Genomic DNA, 18,348 nt, shown 5'->3' with positions numbered 1-18,348 from the left:
AGAGAAATAACAACAGCATGCCCTGGTTATTTGTAGGCCGCCCGATGCCCAGGGTTGCCTGGTAGATCAATAACCGTGTTTAGTAGTCCCAGAGGCTGCGCCATCCTTCCAGCGGATGATGCCCGCTAGAATCCAGCACTGAAACGCTAGCGGTCATTCCAGCACTGAGCTGGACCCCTGGAGGCACATCAGAAAGCTCTACACGGACAGGAATGCGTTGCGCCAGTCTTACCCAATTGAAGGTAGGCTGGACTTCTGCCAAAAGCTGTTCATCTGGACTTGCATTGCGATCGGTAATCCCGCTACTGATACTGGCTACGCGTCCTTTAAGAACGCCGCTGTGGCTCATCAGGCGGATATTGACCTCATCCCCTACCGCAATATGCGGAATCTTGGTCTCCTCGAAATAGGCCATGATGTAGAAGGACTGTGTATCGATCAGCGCCATAACAGCCTCACCGGTCCGTACATAGTTGCCTTCAGCGAATCGCAAGTTTGTGATCCGTCCTTCGCGAGGGGCCAGGACCTGACTACGCTTCAGGTTGAGCTCAGCCAGACGGACCTCCGTCAGCGCTTCCTGGTACTGACTTCTTGCAACGGCAGCATTGATCTGTGCATTTTCTCGATCCTCGGCGCTGATGGCGCTGACGCCCAGTCGATTACGGCGCTCGGCTTCACTTTCACGTAACCGTAGTTGCTGTTTTCGCGTATCGGCAACGGCGCGGGCGTGGTTGAGCGTAGCCTGATAGCGCTCCCGGTCGATCTGCATAATCAGGTCGCCTTTCTTGACCCGCTGATTATCCTTGACGGGCAAATGGGTCACCCAGCCTGCTACATCGGGCGAAACCACAACAACGTCTGCCCGGACACGCGCATCGCGGGTCCAAGGCGACAGCATGTAAAAGCGCCACAGCCACAAGCCAGCCAGCACCGCCAGTACTACCACGACTACGGTAATTACCACCCGAGCCACCTTGCGCATCATGCCCCCTTATCTAAGCGTTCATATACCACTGGCCAGCCTACGTCGCGGCAACCCAGGTAATCGCTGCCAGCAGCAGTAGAAATACGGCGCACCCGAAAAGTGCCTCATGCCAGATCCAGCGGCTTGCATGAAGTGTATGCATGGCTAGCCGAATCACTCCTGTCAGCAGCAAAGCCACTACCGCATAAAGAAATAGCGGGCTCAGGTATATGCCGCCGATGGCCCACTCATACAGGTCCATGGTTATCCTCAAGCGATTGGCACCACATCATCCAGGTTCGTTGCAGTTGGCGGACCGCACCATAGGCCAGGCGCTTAGGCTCATCCGGTTCTGTTACCGCCTCCAATGCGGAGCGCAATCGATTCGCGGGCTCATCCAGCTGTCCTGGATGCACATGCTCTAGCCCATCCGACAATGCAGCCGCAAACGCCTGTAAAAATCGGTCACGCTCTATCGCCAGCGGTCCGTTTGCGCCTTCAAGGCAGGCACGCAGATGCAAGAGTTCGTTACCCAGATCCAATGCCAGCAGGCCATCATGCCAGCGGCGGCGTTCATTGAGCGGCATCAGGTTTATGTTGCGCGCCAGCTGCAGCAGTCGGTCAGCCATACGGCCCCCGAACCAGGTTTCAGCAATGCTCAAAGGCCGCTCCGTCAGCCGTTGCAAGTCATAGGTTGTTGCCGAGAGGATTCGCCGGATCAAGCGTTTGGGGTGACGAAGTGTGATCAAACGAAAGATCACCACCGCAAAACCTACACCAATGACCAGTGCCTGCGCTTGATTGAGCAGATTCGCCATATCCATGCGGGTATGGTTGTTTGGCGCAACCAACACAATGAAATGCAGCGCAAAAGCCGTAGCCGTACCAACAACCGCGGGTGGCCCGGCCATTCCAAGTGCAGCAAAAAACAGCGGAACACCCATTCCCAGGCACAACAACGGAAATCCAGACCATGAAGGCAACACGGCCTGGCTTACGATAATGGCTACCAAAAAGGCGTAGGCAATACCGCGAAGAAAACTCAAACCGATCTGAACAGCATTATCACGATTGGCAAATAGGCTGCATAAAACAGCACCTAGCAGCATGGCACCGGTCGCAGCAGGCCAGGCGGTATTAAGCCAGAAGATAGCAAGCCCCAATAATGCCACTGCACTGCGCATACCGTAGAGCAATGCCGTCTGGATGTCCCGATGCCAGGACAGCGCTGAGGGAGCGCTGTCGTCTGCAACACCTCGTGCAACAGCCTGTTCCGCCTGGTAAGCCGTCAGGGCTTTACCAAGCAAGATCCCCAGTCGAGCCAAAAAGTAGCGCTGATCGTTGCTATAACGTGGATCAGTGAGATTGCTTCGCAGTTGATTGAGTATCGCTTCGGCGGCTGCAGGATCAAACGGATCAAGATGCTGAATCGCTTTTTCACGCCAGGGTGTGATTGCCTCTCGCTCATCCGGCTCAAGGTTACGCCATTGGCGAGCCACACCTCGCGAAGTGCGCAACATGCTCAGCAGCTCCCGACAGAATAGCCGAAGTGCCCTGGCCCGCTGACGGCCTCGGTAGCCTTCGAACCACGTATGGTCGCGCTGCGCATCGACAGCTACGATTTGACCAAATACTCCCAGCAGGCCAGTCGCTGCGGTCTCATCCTCTGAGACTTCAGCCCGTGCTGCCTGCAAACCCGCCAGCCACACTTTGCCAGCCTGCTGACTCAGATTTTGCTCCACCCGCTGCGGCCAGATCACCGAACTGACAATGGACGCCACAATGATGCCCATACAGATTTCCGTGCAGCGGGCGACCGCCTGATCAAACACTTCCAGCGGCTGAGAAATAGCAGGTAGACCAATAATCGCTACGGTATAGCCTGCCAGGACGAACGCGTAGGACACATGATTACGCAGCAAGGTTGAGGCAGCGGTACAGAGCCCGAGCCAGAGCGCCATAGCCAATAGAAAAGCCCAGGGTGCCTGGGCGAACAGGCCAATCAGCACCACGGACATAATCGTTCCGACCACTGTGCCAATCAGACGAAACAGCCCCTTGGCTATGACCATGCCTGACAATGGCTGCGACACGATAAAAACTGTCATCATTGACCAGGTCGGTTGCTCAAGGTCGAAACGAAACGCAAGCCATAAGGCTAAGCACGCTGCAAAAAGCGTCTTGATCGCGAACTTGAGCGCCAAAGGGCTAGGCGCGAGAAAAACCTGCCAGGGAATACGCACGTGCTTATTATCGTTGGGTGATGACCGATAGGCTCACGAACGGAGCAGGAAGTTCCTTACCCGCCTGGGCACTGTTAGGCAAACTATTCGTTATGCTTCCAGGTAACACCAGCTTGCAGGCATAGGGCAGCGGCAATAAACAGTAAGGCCAACCAGGGACGGCCCTATGAGCCTTGCAGCTCATGCCAAGCTGGCCATTGCAGTGACTCTAATTCCAGATCAATAGCAGGCGGATTCTCGCTGCACTGAGCAGCATCGGTACGATAATCACAGCTATTCGGACAACGCAAACACGAAGATAAAGGCATCGTATTGGGAATACTGAAGAGCCATGATCTGATCGACTGTCGCCCCACGCACCAACAAGAAACGTATGACTAGCCCCTGGTGGCAAAGAAATAGGCGCAACGATCAAGGCCTGCCAAAGCCTTCTTCTATCATCACGCCAGTAAAACAAAGCCCCGCCGAAGCGGGGCTTTGTTGAATTCGGCTGACTACCGGACAACCCAGGCAGTCAAAACCCAATTGGTTACCAGACGTTCATCTGGAGAGCCAATCAGGCCTCGGTTTTACCCGCAGCGCCCTTAACGATTTGCTGAAGCTCACCTTTTTCGTGCAGCTCCAACAGGATGTCGCTACCGCCTATCAACTCACCGCCCACCCACAGCTGGGGGAAGGTTGGCCAATTAGCATACTTGGGCAGGCTGGCCCGAATTTCAGGGTTTTGCAGAATGTCCACATAAGCGAACTTCTCACCGCACGCCATCAACGCTTGCGAGGCACGGGCAGAGAAACCGCACTGCGGAGCATTGGGGGAGCCTTTCATGTAAAGAAGAACGGGGTTATTGGCGATCTGCTCTTTGATCGTTTCGATGATATCCACGGTGCACCTCGCTGAATTTCAGTGCTGACCAGTGTAACGGAAAACCCAGTAAAACGCTCGGCTTTGCCTCTGGCCACCCGTCCTAACATATGAGGACAGCAGAAACGACTTACAAGCCTAATGATGATGAACTTGACGCAGGAAGGGAGATTGACGGAGGGAAAGGTGAACGCTGCAGTGTTTCTCTTCGAACCGGCGAACTCCATGTCCGCCGGTTCGAGCTTATCCTTAGTGGATAGAGCTGATGGTGCCTTTCTGGCCAGTCACTTTTACGTTGACGGCCTTGTACACCACGTAGTCTTGAACATCGACTTCATAACGCGGAGCAACGATTACGTCAGCACCCGAAGCCTTGACAGCCTTGTAAGCTGCAGCAGCTTTGGCCGAGGAAACTGGATCCAGTCCCAGAGCAAAACCACCTTCACCACCGCCATAAGTTACGCCGTCTGCGAACTTGCTATCACCACCCAGCTTCAGCATACCGAACAGAACGTTTACGGAAGACTGACCTGTGATTGTTTCGCCTACTTTGACGTCTGCTTTCAGACCGGTATCAACCGTGCCACCCAGAGGCAGAGCAGGTTGACTTACGTTCTGGCTGGCACAGCCAGTGAGCAGGGCCAAGGTAGAGAAGGCAGCGGCATACACTACGCGTTTCATGCAATACTCCTTTGCATACAATTTTCCAATAACCCCGTTGCGGGGTAATAACATCGCCTCGAAAGGCGGGCGGCATAGTAGTCATTTAACAAAAATGTAACAACCGTAGCGGAGCAATTTTCCAATCTTTGTGAAGTTTTACCTTTTGCGTAATAACCGGTTGCAATCTCCTCTTTTCTGCCACCTCGCCAGGGATTTGCGCAAATATATAAATTACTTATAAGATCCGGCCTTTCCCTTTCCTCCGCACAGGTGCGGCAGTTGCCTTGGGTGTAGCCTGTTTTCCTTGAAGCCGGCCGGCACTCCTGGCCTGTATTCATAGGTACTGATGATGAGCGCTCGGCATTTTCTTTCGTTCATGGACTGCACTCCCGATGAGCTGTTGCAGCTGATCCGCCGTGGCATTGAGCTGAAAGAACTACGTAGTCGAGGTGTCAGCCACGAGCCATTGAAAAACCGTGTCCTCGGCATGATTTTCGAGAAGGCCTCGACTCGTACGCGTCTGTCCTTTGAGGCGGGCATGATTCAACTGGGCGGTCAGGCCATTTTCCTGTCCCCCCGTGATACTCAGCTAGGTCGCGGCGAGCCGGTAGATGACTGCGCTCGTGTCATGTCCCGGATGCTTGATGGTGTCATGATTCGTACATATGCCCACAGCACCCTGACTACCTTTGCCAAGAACTCTGAGGTTCCGGTCATCAATGGCCTGTCAGATGACCTCCATCCATGCCAGCTATTGGCCGATATGCAGACGTTCTTCGAGCATCGTGGCAGCATTCAGGGCAAGGTGGTTGCGTGGATTGGTGATGGCAACAATATGTGCAATAGCTATATAGAAGCTGCCGAACAGCTGGATTTCACATTACGCGTGGCCTGCCCTGAGGGCTTTGAACCCAACGCCCGCTTTGTCGAGCGCGCAGGCGACCGTATCCAGATTGTTCGTGATCCAAAAGAGGCTGTGGAAGGCGCTCATCTGGTCAGTACTGACGTTTGGACATCCATGGGTCAGGAAGAAGAATCAAAAATCCGTCTGCAAACCTTCAAGGATTATCAGGTCTCACGTGAGCTGCTGGACAAGGCCAGCCATGACGTCCTGTTTATGCATTGCCTTCCTGCTCATCGCGGCGAAGAAGTCAGCCATGACCTTCTGGAAGATCCCCGTGCGGTTGTGTGGGATGAAGCAGAAAATCGTCTGCATGCACAAAAGGCATTGATGGAATTCCTGATTCCCCACACCCTTAACGCATGAGCATCCTTACACTTAGCCACCTGGCCTGCGGTTATGCCGACAGTACAGTTGTAAACGACCTAAGCCTGTCACTCGAATCTGGAGAGATCGGCTGTCTGCTAGGTCCGTCCGGGTGCGGGAAAACCACTACACTGCGCGCTATCGCCGGATTTGAGCCTGTCATACAGGGCGAAATTTGGCTGGCTGATCACGTTATTTCCCGGGCTGGATTTACCCTGGCGCCTGAGAAGCGTGAAATCGGCATGGTCTTTCAAGACTATGCCTTGTTTCCTCACCTGAGCGTGGCAGATAACATCGCTTTTGGTATCCGCAAACATCCTGAGCGCGCACGGATTGCCAGTGAGCTAATGGCTCTGGTTAAACTGGAGCACCTGGCCCAACGCTATCCTCATGAACTGTCCGGCGGCCAACAACAACGTGTTGCCCTGGCCCGCGCGCTAGCTCCCTCTCCTCGCCTGCTGCTGATGGATGAGCCCTTTTCCAACCTGGACGTTGAGCTCCGCCGCTCGCTCAGCAATGAAGTCAGGGATATTTTGAAGGCACGGGGCACCAGTGCCATTCTGGTGACTCATGATCAGGAAGAGGCCTTTGCGGTAAGCGATAAAGTAGGCGTTTTCCAACATGGGCATCTTGAGCAATGGGATACACCTGGACGCTTGTATCAAACTCCGGCTACACCTTTTGTGGCTACGTTTGTAGGCCAGGGTTTTTTCATCCCAGGCAATGCAGTTGATTTTGAATCGGTACGAACGGAACTTGGCGTCATCAAGGCCAAGCAGAAAGACTTCAAGGAAGGTGATGTGCTTCGTGTGCTTCTTCGACCTGACGACATCCTTTACACGCCTGGGAGCCCACTAACAGCACGCGTGGTCAGTCAGGTCTTTCTAGGTGCAAGCACTCGCTACCAGTTGGCACTGGCCTCAGGGGCTCGTGTCGAAGCCGCCTTTCCGGGCTTCGTTGAACACCACGCTGGCGAGCAGATTGGCATCGCAGTCAAGGCAACGGCGCTGACGACCTTCAGCGCCGCACAAATTTAATCAAGCATTAAACGGCCGCTGGCAACACGGTACGCGTGGCCAGCGATGCTGACTCGCTCCCCGTCCAGACGGCACCAGAGCTCCCCTCCCCGCTCCGAGCACTGATACGCTCGTAGCATCCGCTTCGCCAAACGCCGCGACCAGTAAGGAATCAGGCTGCAATGCGCAGAACCGGTAACGGGATCTTCATTAATACCTATGCCAGGCGCAAAGAATCGAGACACAAAATCGTATCGCTCACCTCGCGCGGTAATGATGATTCCCGGCCAACGCAGACGCGCCAGAGCCGCAAAATCGGGCTTGCAGTTACGCACCGCCTCCTCGGACTCCAATAGAACCAGCATTTTATCAGCACCTAGTACATCGACTGGGCTAATGCCCAGCGCACGTTCCAGCTCAGGGGTGGAGCCGATCTCACTCGGGACCTGTGCAGGAAAATCCAGCGCCAGCAGACCATCCTCTTCCTTATAAGCGCGCAAAGTACCGGAACGGGAAATGAATTCGATCTTATCTCCTGCCTCCTCATACACATTGAAGAGTACATAAGCGGCTGCCAGGGTGGCATGGCCACACAACGGTATCTCAACCTTTGGAGTAAACCAGCGGATACGCCAGACATCACCTTCCCGCCGGATGAATGCTGTTTCTGCCAAGTTATGTTCAGCTGCAATCTTTTGCATCAGATCGTCTGGCAACCATGCATCGAGGCGGTAAACCATCGCTGGGTTGCCCACAAAGGGACGATCAGCAAAGGCATCGATTTGGTGGAAGTCGAGTTGCATGGCTTGCTCCATCTTTTCTTTTGAGTTCTTGGTACAGCATGAGCGAAACGTGTCTACGTCACAATGTACAGTTCACCGTGTATGACAGCTAAACAGTCAGGGCAACTCGCTCTGTGCATGGTCTCTCGGATCACTGGCATCTCTAAACGCTCAGGTGCTAAGCGCACACTCAACGTCTGCTGTAATCATGAGCGGCCAGGTGAGAATCAAGAGAAAAACATCAGAGCGGCAATAATTGACCATAGCGCAGTGAACCGAATGGTCAACCTTCCTTGCTAGCGTGCGGCAGAGCGGCCAACCACCGCTCTTTTAGGATCGTGCAATTTCGGCAAATTTTCCCGCTGTCAGATGAGCCAGCGCCTGGGCAGATAACTCCACTTCAAGACCACGACGTCCTGCACTGACGTAGATAAAAGGAAAATGCTCAGCACTACTATCAATAAATGTACGCAAGCGCTTCTTCTGTCCCAATGGGCTAATTCCACCCACCAGGTAGCCCGTTGCGCGTTGGGCTACCTGAGGATTTGCCATGTCTGCTTTTTTAACCGAAGCCGCATGGGCCAACGCTTTCAGGTCAAGGCTACCGCCAACCGGAACGATGGCAACGAGTAACTCGTCCTTTTCGGTCACGGCCAGCAGCGTTTTAAACACGTGAGCCGGCTCAAGCCCTAGCTTGTCTGCAGCCTCAAGCCCATATGAAGCCGCTTTGGGATCATGCACATAGCTAAGCACGCGGTGCGCTATCTTGTGTTTTTTAAGCAGGTCAATCGCAGGGGTCATGCCTCTGTCCTTATGGCTTTACGATTCAGTTTGTCTTTGCCCTTACAGCCTGTAAAGCCTTACGCCGCCTGATCCAGGCCACTTTCTAGACAAGGCTTGAAACACCCCTAATAAAGTTCCCTTTCAAACAAGTGTTTCGCATGTCATAAAATATCCTGCTTTGCTCATCACAATTTTCTATGGGGATGAAAGAAGAACCTTTGACAACGTTCGATTTTGAAACTAACTTTTCGTTTCCGAAAGGATGTAGTTTCATTTTTTTTCTACTACCGCAATAAATACAACAATCAAGAGGCTCCTCGTATGAGTACTCCACTAATGCCCACCCTGCGTGGGCAATGCATTGCCGAGTTTTTGGGAACAGGATTATTCATTTTCTTCGGCACTGGTTGTGTCGCCGCCATGAAGGTTGGCGGAGCCACGTTAGGGCTTTGGGAAATCAGCATCATATGGGGCATTGCGGTCAGCATGGGCGTTTACCTGAGCGCTGGCGTGTCAGGTGCACACCTGAGCCCTGCTGTTACTATCGCGCTTTGGCTTTTTGGCGGTTTTGAACGCAGAAAGGTCCCGCTCTATATCATTTCCCAGATTGCAGGTGCTTTTTGCGGCGCTGCCTTGGTGTACGGCCTATACAACAGCCTCTTTTTCGAATATGAACAAGCACACAACATGGTACGCGGTAGCGTAGCCAGTCTTGAGCTTGCTGGCGTGTTCTCCACTTATCCAAACGCAGCCTTGTCTGTTGGCCAAGCGTTCCTGGTTGAGATGGTTATTACCGCCATCCTTCTTGCTGTAATCATGGCCTTGACTGACGATGGCAACGGCCTTCCACGCGGCCCACTGGCCCCACTCCTGATTGGCCTGCTTGTCGCTGTAATCGGTGGTTCCATGGGCCCGTTGACAGGCTTTGCCATGAACCCTGCACGTGACCTGGGTCCGAAGCTGATGACCTTTCTGGCCGGCTGGGGCGATATAGCCCTTACAGGCGGCCGAGACATTCCTTATTTCCTCGTACCCATCTTTGCGCCCATCCTAGGTGCCTGCCTGGGTGCTGCTGCTTACAAGGCACTGATTTGCCGCCACCTGCCGAGCCTTGGCTCAGCCGCATGCGACATTCCCGCCAAAGAAGCCCCAATTGAAACCAATAAGAAAGACGCTGCCGCTCAGCCCAAGATCAGCGCGTCACAAGCTCAATAATAAGGATTTCCATCATGTCCGATAACAAGCACTATATTGTTGCCCTCGACCAGGGTACTACCAGCTCCCGCGCTATCGTCCTGGATCGCAATGCTAACGTGGTCAGTATTGCTCAGCGTGAGTTCGCACAAATCTACCCGCAAGCCGGCTGGGTCGAACATGACCCGATGGAAATCTGGGCTACCCAGAGTGCTACGTTCGTTGAGGCCCTGGCTCACGCGGGCATCAGCCATGATGACGTCGCTGCCATTGGCATTACCAACCAACGTGAAACCACCATTGTTTGGGATAAGGTGACGGGTCGCCCGATCTACAATGCCATCGTATGGCAAAGCCGTCAGAGCACTGAGATCTGTAATCAACTCAAGCGTGACGGCATGGAAGATCATATCCGCCGCACAACCGGTCTGGTTATTGACCCCTACTTCTCCGGTACCAAAATCAAGTGGATTCTGGATCACGTCGAAGGTAGCCGTGAGCGCGCGCGCCGTGGCGAGCTGCTGTTTGGTACAGTCGACACCTGGCTGATCTGGAAGATGACCCAGGGCAAAGTACACGTTACCGACTACACCAATGCCTCGCGCACCCTGATTTTCGATATCCATAACCGCGACTGGGACCCAGTAATGCTTGAAGCATTGGATATCCCCCGCGAAATGCTGCCTGAGGTTCGCTCCTCTTCAGAAGTTTACGGGTATGCCACACTGGGTAGCAGCCAGGAAACCGGCATTCCTATTGCTGGTATCGCAGGCGATCAGCAAGCAGCCCTCTTTGGCCAGATGTGCGTAGAGCCGGGCCAAGCCAAGAATACCTATGGCACCGGCTGCTTCCTGCTGATGAACACCGGTGAGAAAGCGGTGCAGTCACAGCATGGCTTGCTAACCACTATTGCCTGCGGTCCACGTGGTGAAGTGAATTATGCACTGGAAGGTGCCATCTTTAATGGTGGCTCTACAGTTCAGTGGCTGCGCGATGAGCTTAAGGTCATTAATGAATCTTTGGATTCCGAGTACTTCGCCACCAAGGTGAAAGACAGCAACGGCATCTATCTGGTACCCGCCTTTACCGGCCTGGGTGCTCCCTATTGGGACCCCTACGCCCGCGGCGCCATGTTTGGCCTGACCCGTGGCGTTAAAGTCGAACACCTGATTCGTGCAGCCCTGGAGTCGATTGCCTACCAGACTCGTGACGTACTGGATGCCATGCAGCAAGATGCAGGCGAGCGTCTGCGCTCGCTACGTGTCGACGGCGGCGCGGTAGCAAATAACTTCCTTATGCAATTCCAGGCCGACCTACTGGGCACTTGTGTAGAGCGTCCTGAGATGAAGGAAACCACCGCCCTTGGCGCAGCGTATCTGGCTGGCCTGGCAACAGGCTTCTGGAGCAGCCTGGACGAACTACGCAATAAGAGCACCATCGAGCGCGTATTCGAGCCTTCCTGTGATGGCGATCATCGCGAAGAGCTCTATAAAGGCTGGAAAAAAGCCGTTGAGCGTACTCGCGGCTGGGCGCAAGACTGATGTCACTGGACGGGGCGACTGGGAAGTCGCCCTTTTCACATCAGGATAACGAAGTTGATGCACCGAACTGGCGCCCGGCGCCTCGCTACGGCATTCTTCCTGTCAAACCATTGTTGAAGGAAGATTGCATGAGCCTGGCGCCCCGTCAGCAGAATATTCTGGACCTTGTCCGCGAGCGAGGCTATGTCAGCATCGAGGAGCTTGCACAGCATTTCGCCGTAACGCCTCAGACGATTCGCCGAGATATCAACCAGCTGGCTGAAAGCGGTCTGTTACGCCGCTATCACGGCGGCGCAGCCCATGACTCCAGTGTGGAGAATACGGCTTACACCATGCGTGCCGGACAGATGCGGGATGAAAAGCGGCGCATTGCCGAAGCCGTAGCAGCACAGGTTCCAGATCACGCATCATTATTCATTAATATCGGGACAACCACTGAAGCCATTGCTCATGCCCTGCTTAACCATCGCAGCCTGAAGATCATTACAAATAATCTTCATGTGGCGAATATTCTTAGCGCAAAAGAAGACTTTGAGGTTTTGATCGCAGGCGGCAGCGTGCGCAGTGACGGTGGTGTTGTAGGCCAGGCGACAGCTGACTTCATTAAGCAATTCAAGGTGGATTACGCCTTGGTTGGCATCAGCGGCATCGATGAGGACGGCACGTTGCTGGACTTCAACTACCAGGAAGTCCGGGTTTCACAGGCGATCTTCGAGAACGCACGCAAAGTCTTTCTCGCGGCAGACTCTAGCAAGTTCGGGCGTAGCGCTATGATCCGCCTGGGCTCGCTTGAACAGATCGATGTGCTCTTTACCGAGTCCCAGCCGGACGAAGCCTTTACCCGCCTGCTTTCCCAATTCAAAGTTCGCCTTGAAATCGCCTGACCAGAGTGTCAGGCCTTTCACATTTCTTTCATTTACGTTCGTTTATTTTCCTTTTAGGTATTTTTTATCGTTAATCGACTGGCGCAAGGCAACTCTTTTGTCTACGATTGTTCGAATACGAACATTGATGTTCGTTTATAACAGGAGACGCCCATGCCTCAGTCCACTTTGCTCGGGACGCCGCCCCTTTCCGAGATCTACGACATCGCCGTGATCGGCGGTGGTATCAATGGTGTTGGTATTGCAGCCGATGCCGCAGGCCGTAACTTGTCCGTCTTTCTATGCGAACGTGACGACCTGGCAAGACACACTTCCTCGGCTAGTAGCAAGCTGATTCATGGTGGTCTGCGTTATCTTGAACATTATGAATTCCGATTGGTACGTGAAGCCCTGGCCGAGCGCGAAGTGCTGCTGGCTAAAGCGCCCCATATTGTCAAACCCATGCGCTTCGTTCTGCCGCACCGGCCGCACCTACGTCCCGCCTGGATGATTCGTGCAGGTCTGTTCCTCTACGACCACCTTGGCAAACGTGAAAAGCTTCCTGCATCTCGTAGTCTGCGGTTTGGTACAGATAGCCCCTTGGTCAGCGACATCAGTCAGGGTTTTGAATACTCTGACTGCTGGGTAGATGACGCGCGCCTTGTCGTACTCAATGCGATGGCTGCCCGTGAGCGTGGTGCTCATATTCATACCCGTACAACATGCCTTAGCGCTCACCGCGCCAACAAGCTGTGGCACCTGAATCTTCAACGTCAGGATGGCAGCACGTTCTCGATCAAGGCAAAAGCGCTGGTCAATGCGGCGGGTCCCTGGGTTGCCCAGATTGTTCGCGAAAACATCAAAGAACGTTCGCCCTATGGCATCCGCCTGATTCAAGGCAGCCATATCGTTGTACCAAAACTGTATGAAGGTGATCACGCCTACATCATGCAGAACGAAGATCGCCGGATTGTCTTTGCTATTCCTTACTTGGGCCGCTACACCATGGTCGGCACCACGGATCGTGAGTACAAAGGCGACCCGGCCAACGTACAGATTACCGAGCAGGAAACAGACTACATTCTGAGTGTTGCGAATGCACATTTCCGCAAAAAACTGACCCGTAGCGATGTGCTCCATACCTTCTCGGGCGTACGGCCGCTATGTGATGACGAATCGGATAATCCTTCGGCCATTACTCGTGACTACACGTTGTCACTGTCGGCACCCGAAAATGATGCACCCCTGCTATCTATTTTTGGCGGAAAGCTAACCACGTATCGCAAGTTGGCTGAGTCTGCTATGCAGCAGCTGCAACCATTCTTCAAAAGCATGGGGCAGCCGTGGACAGCTAACGCAACCCTTCCTGGCGGAGAAGAGATGACAACGCCAGAGGCTTTGGCCAAGCAGCTACAAATGCAGGTCAAGGACTTACCAGCAGCGCTTGCTCAACGCTGGTCGACTACTTATGGCAACCGTACTCGCAAGCTATTGGAAGGCGTCACGCAGATGGCCGATCTAGGTGAATGCCTGGGTGCCGACCTGTATGAGCGCGAAGCGGATTACCTCCATGCTTACGAATGGGCCAATACAGCAGACGATATTCTCTGGCGCCGTACCAAGTTGGGTCTTGAGTTCACACCTAGCGATAAAGCCAAGCTGGAGACCTACCTGAGCAATCTGGATATTCGTAAAACCAGCTATGTAGCCGCGTAACTGCCAGATGAATGAAACTGGTGAAATCATGAGCCAGTTTCATTCATATCCTTCTTGGCGTAGAAATCATTCATAATGGATACCTGCTGCAGCACTTATCAGGATCCAGGCCATGCTCGAACTTCGTCACTTGAAAACGCTACATGCGCTACGTGAGGCCGACAGCCTTGTCGAAGCTGCCGAACGTCTTCATTTGACTCAATCGGCTCTTTCTCACCAGTTCAAAGAGCTTGAAGAGCGTCTTGGTCTGAGCTTATTCGTTCGCAAAACCAAGCCGGTCCGCTTTACCAGTGCCGGGCTGCGTCTTTTGCAACTCGCTGATGCCGTATTGCCGCAACTTCGTAGTGCAGAGCGCGATTTGGCACGCTTTGCAGGTGGCACAGCCGGACGTCTTAATATCGCTATCGAATGTCACAGCTGCTTTCAGTGGCTGATGCCAACTATCGATCAGTTTCGTGACTCTTGGGCAGAAGTGGAAATGGATCTCGCCTCAGGGTTCTCGTTTGCCCCTCTACCCGCCCTGGCACGCGGTGATCTTGACCTTGTTGTCACGTCCGACCCAATTGATCTAACCGGCATCACCTACATTCCACTGTTTACCTATGAAGCGCAGCTGGCCATGGCTAACCAGCACCCTTTGGCAAACAAACCCTACATTGTGCCCGAGGACTTGGCTGACGAAACGCAGATCACCTACCCGGTCGATCGTGAGCGCCTGGACATTTTCAGGCAGTTCCTGGATCCAGCGGGTGTCGAGCCTGCCGGAATACGTACAGCTGAGCTAACAGTCATGATGCTACAACTGGTAGCCTCTGGCCGTGGCGTCTGTTGCCTCCCTAACTGGGCGCTTCATGAATACAGCTCTCGCGGCTATGTCACTGCAAAGCGCTTGGGTGAGAAAGGGCTTTATGCCACCCTGTATGCCGGGATTCGCGAAGACATGCTGGAAGCTCCATTCATGCAGGACTTTTTACTAACAGCCAAGGACACATCCTTCGCTACGCTTGAAGGCGTCAGCGCGGCACGTTAGGGATCAATCTGACCGCTCCGTCAGTCGCCGGTACAGGTACGCCCCAAACACTAGCGCCGCAGCACTGGTTGCTGCCACGACCATGCGCTCATCAGGACGACGCCATCCCCCATCGACACTGCGATTGCCACTGGGAGGACCGAACAGATTGCCCGAGGAGTGCTCTACCGGCTCCATTCGACTCAGGGCGCGATCCATAAAGATCCGGGACAACCGAGCATAGCCAGGCACTAACGCATGAGCCGCTCGAAGCACTGTAGCGGCCTGCCCTACTGTCGTCGATTTGCGCGGATAACGTGCCATGGAAAGAATGGCCCTGGCGACCTTTCGAGCATCATAAACAGGCGGCGTAGGCTTTATCGTCCTTCCACTGTAATTGCCACCGTCACGCAACCCTGGCGTATCAATGAATGCGGGATAAACATCGCAGACATGAATACCAGACCAACGTGTAAGCTCTCCCCTCAACGCCTCAGTAAATCCTCTCAAACCTGATTTAGCCGCTGAATAAGCTACGGCGTAGGGAAGTGGCACCCAACTGCCCACCGACAAGGTATTGATCAATATTCCCGCGCCTTGACGCTTGAACACCGGAACAACAGCGTAGGCGCCGCGTAAATAGCCTAGAAGATCAGTTTGTACGACACGCTCGTGAGCTTCAAAGGGCGTCTCGTCAAACTTGCCTACCGCACCAATTCCTGCATTGTTAACCCAGACATCAATCCGTCCTTGCCCAAACGCCAGGGCGCGCTCCGCCAGTTGCTCTACAGACTCCATTAAGGTGACGTCTGTAGGTACTGCAATTGCTTGTCCTCCCAAGAGAGTACATTCAGCCATTACATCCTCAAGCGCCGCTTCGTCTCGCGCCGCCAAGACCAGAGAAGCGCCCTGCCGTGCAAATTCATGAGCAGCCGCTCGACCAATACCACTGGAAGCGCCCGTAATGACCACCACGACGCCCTCTAGATTACGTGCTTTCATCGGTACTCTCTTCGCGTTCAATAGTCACTAGAAGAGGACCTTGTTTAGCGTCAGGCATTCCTTTTTTCAGGCATAAAAAAGCCCTCGACACTGCGAGGGCTTTAATCAGTAACACTGGATGATCAGGAGAGCTTGCTTCCACCTGGAAAACCCGCAAAACGCTTGTTAAAGCTGGATACGCGACCTTCGCTTTTCAGCTGACGCTGCTCACCTGTGTAAATTGGGTGAGAGGCACTGGAAACGTCCAGCGCTATATAAGGATAGCTCTTGCCCTCATATTCCTGCATACGGTCGGTCTGTGCTGTTGAGCGGATCAGGAAATAGTGATCAGCAGTGGTGTCGTGGAAAAGCACTGGCCGGTAATTGGGATGAATGTTCGGTTTCATGGTGCCTCCTGGGTATTCGATAAGGCTATACGCCAAGCCGTTTCGTTACATTATAACAGCTCATTACCTATATAAGGCCTTGCATATGACTTTCAACCTTTATTTCTTAATTACTTTATTCGAGATCTAAAAACGATACTTAGTAGCCGTAATAGCCCGTTGCCTGCAGTCATTTGGGCGGAAAAATGCAACTTACCCCCACAAATGCTTGTCGTTTCCCTGTGGAGCAATACCTCCCCACCCCCAACGGAGCAACCGGTAAGGAACTATGTGCGGTATAGCTGGAGAATTACGTTTCGATAATCGTCCCGTCACCCTGGCCACGCTGGAACGGGTCACCCATCGCCTCGCTCAACGCGGCCCCGATGCCTGGGGCTTTCATAGCCAAGGCCCTGTTGCGCTAGGCCACCGACGCCTGAAAATCATGGATCTGGCAGAAGCCTCTGGTCAGCCCATGATCGACTCGGACACAGGCCTGTCGATGGTTTTCAACGGCGCCATCTACAACTACCCGGAGCTACGTAGCGAGCTGGAGGCCAAGGGTTATCGCTTCCACTCTGGTGGCGATACCGAAATTCTGCTCAAGGCCTATCACGCCTGGGGCAAGGAAATGCTGCCCAAACTCAACGGCATGTTCGTCTTCGCTATTTGGGATCGCGATAAGCAGCAAATGTTCATTGCACGCGATCGCCTGGGCATCAAGCCCTTGTACCTGAGCCAGACCAATGAACGCCTGCGCTTTGCATCAAGCTTACCTGCTCTGCTTGAAGCAGATGATATCGATACCTCCCTCGATCCTGTTGCGCTGAACTACTACCTTAACTTCCATGCTGTTGTACCAGCGCCCCGCACCATCCTGAACGGCGTGAAGAAAATGCCGCCAGCCACTTGGATGGTTATTGACGCTAATGGCAAAACCGAACAGCAAACCTGGTGGACACTGAATTACGGCCCAACCGCCGATGAAGCCAACTACACCATGAAAGACTGGAGCGGCGAAGTCCTGAACAGCTTGCGCGATGCTGTCTCGATTCGACAGCGAGCAGCCCGCGATGTAGGTGTGCTGCTGTCTGGTGGTGTGGACTCAAGCCTGCTGGTCGGCTTGCTGCACGAGTCCGGCGTACGCGATCTACTGACCTTCTCCATCGGATTTGAAGATGCCGGTGGAGAGCGTGGGGATGAGTTTCAGTATTCAGACCTGATCGCTCAGCGCTACGGTACACGGCATCACAGGCTGCGCATCAACGAATCTGAAATCATTGAGCAATTGCCCTCCGCGTTCAGAGCCATGAGCGAGCCGATGGTAAGCCATGACTGCATCGCCTTCTACCTGTTGTCCCGCGAAGTATCCAAGCATTGCAAGGTCGTGCAGAGCGGCCAAGGCGCAGATGAGCTATTTGCCGGCTATCACTGGTATCCGCAGGTAGATAGTGCGTCAGACCCGTTCACTGCTTACCGAGCAGCCTTCTTTGACCGTGACTATGCAGAGTATGCAGCCACTGTACAGGATGGCCGCCGCCTGGATCATGACGCTGCAGGTGATTTCGTTCGTCAGCACTTTGCACAACCCGGTGCAGTAGCTGGTGTTGATAAGGCGCTACGCCTGGACAGCACGGTAATGCTGGTAGATGACCCGGTCAAGCGAGTCGACAACATGACCATGGCGTGGGGCCTGGAGGCACGCGTGCCCTTCCTGGACTACAAACTGGCGGAACTGTCTGCCCGTATTCCGGCGCAGTTCAAGCTGGGCGACGGAGGCAAACACGTACTCAAAGAAGCCGCCCGCAAAGTCATTCCGGCAGAAGTCATTGATCGGCCCAAGGGCTACTTTCCAGTACCAGGCCTAAAGCACCTACAAGGCAACACCCTGACGTGGGTACGTGAGCTGCTGCTTGATCCCAGCCAGGATCGTCAGCTATTCAATACCGCAGAAATCGATCGGCTCCTGAAGAACCCTGACGACCAAATCACGCCACTACGGGGCTCCAAGCTCTGGCAGCTTGCCGCCCTTAATTTGTGGCTGAGTGAACATGGCCTATAAGTGTTGGAGTATCGCA

17 protein-coding genes are annotated in these 18,348 nt (G+C 53.9%); 8 read left to right on the top strand and 9 right to left on the bottom strand.

Annotated features, from left to right (window positions below; translation table 11 throughout):
* Positions 1–79 precede the first annotated feature (79 nt).
* From IEX86_RS08680 to IEX86_RS08660, 5 genes are all read right to left on the bottom strand, one after another.
* A complete protein-coding gene (locus IEX86_RS08680; RefSeq protein WP_188865726.1) occupies positions 80–982 on the bottom strand; it encodes an efflux RND transporter periplasmic adaptor subunit in 903 nt (300 codons plus the stop codon).
* A gap of 40 nt (positions 983–1,022) precedes the next feature.
* Entirely contained in the window at positions 1,023–1,226 is a 204-nt protein-coding gene (locus IEX86_RS08675) for a DUF1656 domain-containing protein (RefSeq protein WP_188865725.1), read from the bottom strand.
* A complete protein-coding gene (locus IEX86_RS08670; protein WP_188865724.1) occupies positions 1,213–3,207 on the bottom strand; it encodes an FUSC family protein in 1,995 nt (664 codons plus the stop codon). Before IEX86_RS08670 ends, IEX86_RS08675 begins: the two co-directional genes overlap by 14 nt.
* A 556-nt stretch (positions 3,208–3,763) precedes the next feature.
* Entirely contained in the window at positions 3,764–4,090 is a 327-nt protein-coding gene (grxD, locus tag IEX86_RS08665; RefSeq protein ID WP_188865723.1) for a Grx4 family monothiol glutaredoxin, read from the bottom strand.
* 228 nt (positions 4,091–4,318) lie between these two features.
* Complete coding sequence (locus IEX86_RS08660) at positions 4,319–4,750, bottom strand: hypothetical protein (RefSeq protein ID WP_188865722.1); 432 nt, start codon at positions 4,748–4,750, stop codon at positions 4,319–4,321.
* Between the two features lie 331 nt (positions 4,751–5,081).
* On the opposite strand from IEX86_RS08660, the gene argF reads away from it, so the two are divergent.
* Together argF and IEX86_RS08650 are read left to right on the top strand one after the other, a co-directional pair.
* On the top strand, positions 5,082–5,999 hold the full coding sequence (argF, locus tag IEX86_RS08655; protein WP_188865721.1) for an ornithine carbamoyltransferase: 918 nt from the start codon (positions 5,082–5,084) through the stop codon (positions 5,997–5,999).
* Positions 5,996–7,036, top strand: a complete 1,041-nt coding sequence (locus tag IEX86_RS08650) for an ABC transporter ATP-binding protein (protein WP_188865720.1) — start codon at positions 5,996–5,998, stop codon at positions 7,034–7,036. Before argF ends, IEX86_RS08650 begins: the two co-directional genes overlap by 4 nt.
* Here the strand turns inward: IEX86_RS08650 and IEX86_RS08645 are convergent.
* Positions 7,033–7,818, bottom strand: coding sequence for a PhzF family phenazine biosynthesis protein (locus IEX86_RS08645; RefSeq protein WP_188865719.1), 786 nt, complete (start codon positions 7,816–7,818; stop codon positions 7,033–7,035). The genes IEX86_RS08650 and IEX86_RS08645 overlap by 4 nt on opposite strands.
* Positions 7,819–8,127: 309 nt before the next feature.
* A complete protein-coding gene (ybaK, locus tag IEX86_RS08640; RefSeq protein WP_188865718.1) occupies positions 8,128–8,598 on the bottom strand; it encodes a Cys-tRNA(Pro) deacylase in 471 nt (156 codons plus the stop codon).
* 303 nt (positions 8,599–8,901) lie between these two features.
* Between ybaK and IEX86_RS08635 the strand changes: the two genes are divergently transcribed.
* From IEX86_RS08635 to metR, 5 genes are all read left to right on the top strand, one after another.
* Entirely contained in the window at positions 8,902–9,795 is an 894-nt protein-coding gene (locus IEX86_RS08635; RefSeq protein WP_188865717.1) for an MIP/aquaporin family protein, read from the top strand.
* Between the two features lie 14 nt (positions 9,796–9,809).
* Positions 9,810–11,315 (top strand): glycerol kinase GlpK, encoded by a 1,506-nt coding sequence (gene glpK / locus IEX86_RS08630; protein WP_188865716.1) that lies wholly within the window; start codon positions 9,810–9,812, stop codon positions 11,313–11,315.
* A gap of 128 nt (positions 11,316–11,443) precedes the next feature.
* Entirely contained in the window at positions 11,444–12,199 is a 756-nt protein-coding gene (locus IEX86_RS08625) for a DeoR/GlpR family transcriptional regulator (protein WP_188865715.1), read from the top strand.
* A gap of 153 nt (positions 12,200–12,352) precedes the next feature.
* A complete protein-coding gene (gene glpD, locus IEX86_RS08620; protein WP_188865714.1) occupies positions 12,353–13,894 on the top strand; it encodes a glycerol-3-phosphate dehydrogenase in 1,542 nt (513 codons plus the stop codon).
* A 112-nt stretch (positions 13,895–14,006) separates the two neighbouring features.
* A complete protein-coding gene (gene metR, locus IEX86_RS08615) occupies positions 14,007–14,924 on the top strand; it encodes a transcriptional regulator MetR (RefSeq protein ID WP_188865713.1) in 918 nt (305 codons plus the stop codon).
* 3 nt (positions 14,925–14,927) lie between these two features.
* Here metR and IEX86_RS08610 read toward each other — a convergent pair whose 3' ends face one another.
* Together IEX86_RS08610 and IEX86_RS08605 are read right to left on the bottom strand one after the other, a co-directional pair.
* Entirely contained in the window at positions 14,928–15,905 is a 978-nt protein-coding gene (locus IEX86_RS08610) for an SDR family oxidoreductase (RefSeq protein ID WP_188865712.1), read from the bottom strand.
* A gap of 122 nt (positions 15,906–16,027) precedes the next feature.
* Positions 16,028–16,291 carry a type B 50S ribosomal protein L31 gene (locus IEX86_RS08605; RefSeq protein WP_188865711.1) on the bottom strand — a complete coding sequence of 88 codons (264 nt, stop codon included), beginning with the start codon at positions 16,289–16,291 and terminating at the stop codon, positions 16,028–16,030.
* Between the two features lie 268 nt (positions 16,292–16,559).
* Here IEX86_RS08605 and IEX86_RS08600 point away from each other — a divergent pair, with 268 nt between their 5' ends.
* Complete coding sequence (locus IEX86_RS08600; RefSeq protein WP_188865710.1) at positions 16,560–18,332, top strand: N-acetylglutaminylglutamine amidotransferase; 1,773 nt, start codon at positions 16,560–16,562, stop codon at positions 18,330–18,332.
* Positions 18,333–18,348: the final 16 nt, after the last annotated feature.

The organism is Pseudomonas asuensis (assembly GCF_014646755.1).
In the GTDB taxonomy this organism is placed as follows: Bacteria; Pseudomonadota; Gammaproteobacteria; order Pseudomonadales; family Pseudomonadaceae; genus Chryseomonas; species Chryseomonas asuensis.
This window is presented reverse-complemented; position numbering and strand designations above follow the sequence as displayed.

Coding starts and splice junctions, on each gene's coding strand:
- IEX86_RS08675 (WP_188865725.1), bottom strand. CDS start 1,226: ATGGACCTGTATGAGTGGGCCATCGGCGGCATATACCTGAGCCCGCTA.
- ybaK (WP_188865718.1), bottom strand. CDS start 8,598: ATGACCCCTGCGATTGACCTGCTTAAAAAACACAAGATAGCGCACCGC.
- argF (WP_188865721.1), top strand. CDS start 5,082: ATGAGCGCTCGGCATTTTCTTTCGTTCATGGACTGCACTCCCGATGAG.
- glpK (WP_188865716.1), top strand. CDS start 9,810: ATGTCCGATAACAAGCACTATATTGTTGCCCTCGACCAGGGTACTACC.
- IEX86_RS08605 (WP_188865711.1), bottom strand. CDS start 16,291: ATGAAACCGAACATTCATCCCAATTACCGGCCAGTGCTTTTCCACGAC.
- IEX86_RS08635 (WP_188865717.1), top strand. CDS start 8,902: ATGAGTACTCCACTAATGCCCACCCTGCGTGGGCAATGCATTGCCGAG.
- IEX86_RS08660 (WP_188865722.1), bottom strand. CDS start 4,750: ATGAAACGCGTAGTGTATGCCGCTGCCTTCTCTACCTTGGCCCTGCTC.
- metR (WP_188865713.1), top strand. CDS start 14,007: ATGCTCGAACTTCGTCACTTGAAAACGCTACATGCGCTACGTGAGGCC.
- IEX86_RS08680 (WP_188865726.1), bottom strand. CDS start 982: ATGCGCAAGGTGGCTCGGGTGGTAATTACCGTAGTCGTGGTAGTACTG.
- IEX86_RS08610 (WP_188865712.1), bottom strand. CDS start 15,905: ATGAAAGCACGTAATCTAGAGGGCGTCGTGGTGGTCATTACGGGCGCT.
- glpD (WP_188865714.1), top strand. CDS start 12,353: ATGCCTCAGTCCACTTTGCTCGGGACGCCGCCCCTTTCCGAGATCTAC.
- IEX86_RS08625 (WP_188865715.1), top strand. CDS start 11,444: ATGAGCCTGGCGCCCCGTCAGCAGAATATTCTGGACCTTGTCCGCGAG.
- IEX86_RS08600 (WP_188865710.1), top strand. CDS start 16,560: ATGTGCGGTATAGCTGGAGAATTACGTTTCGATAATCGTCCCGTCACC.
- IEX86_RS08650 (WP_188865720.1), top strand. CDS start 5,996: ATGAGCATCCTTACACTTAGCCACCTGGCCTGCGGTTATGCCGACAGT.
- IEX86_RS08645 (WP_188865719.1), bottom strand. CDS start 7,818: ATGCAACTCGACTTCCACCAAATCGATGCCTTTGCTGATCGTCCCTTT.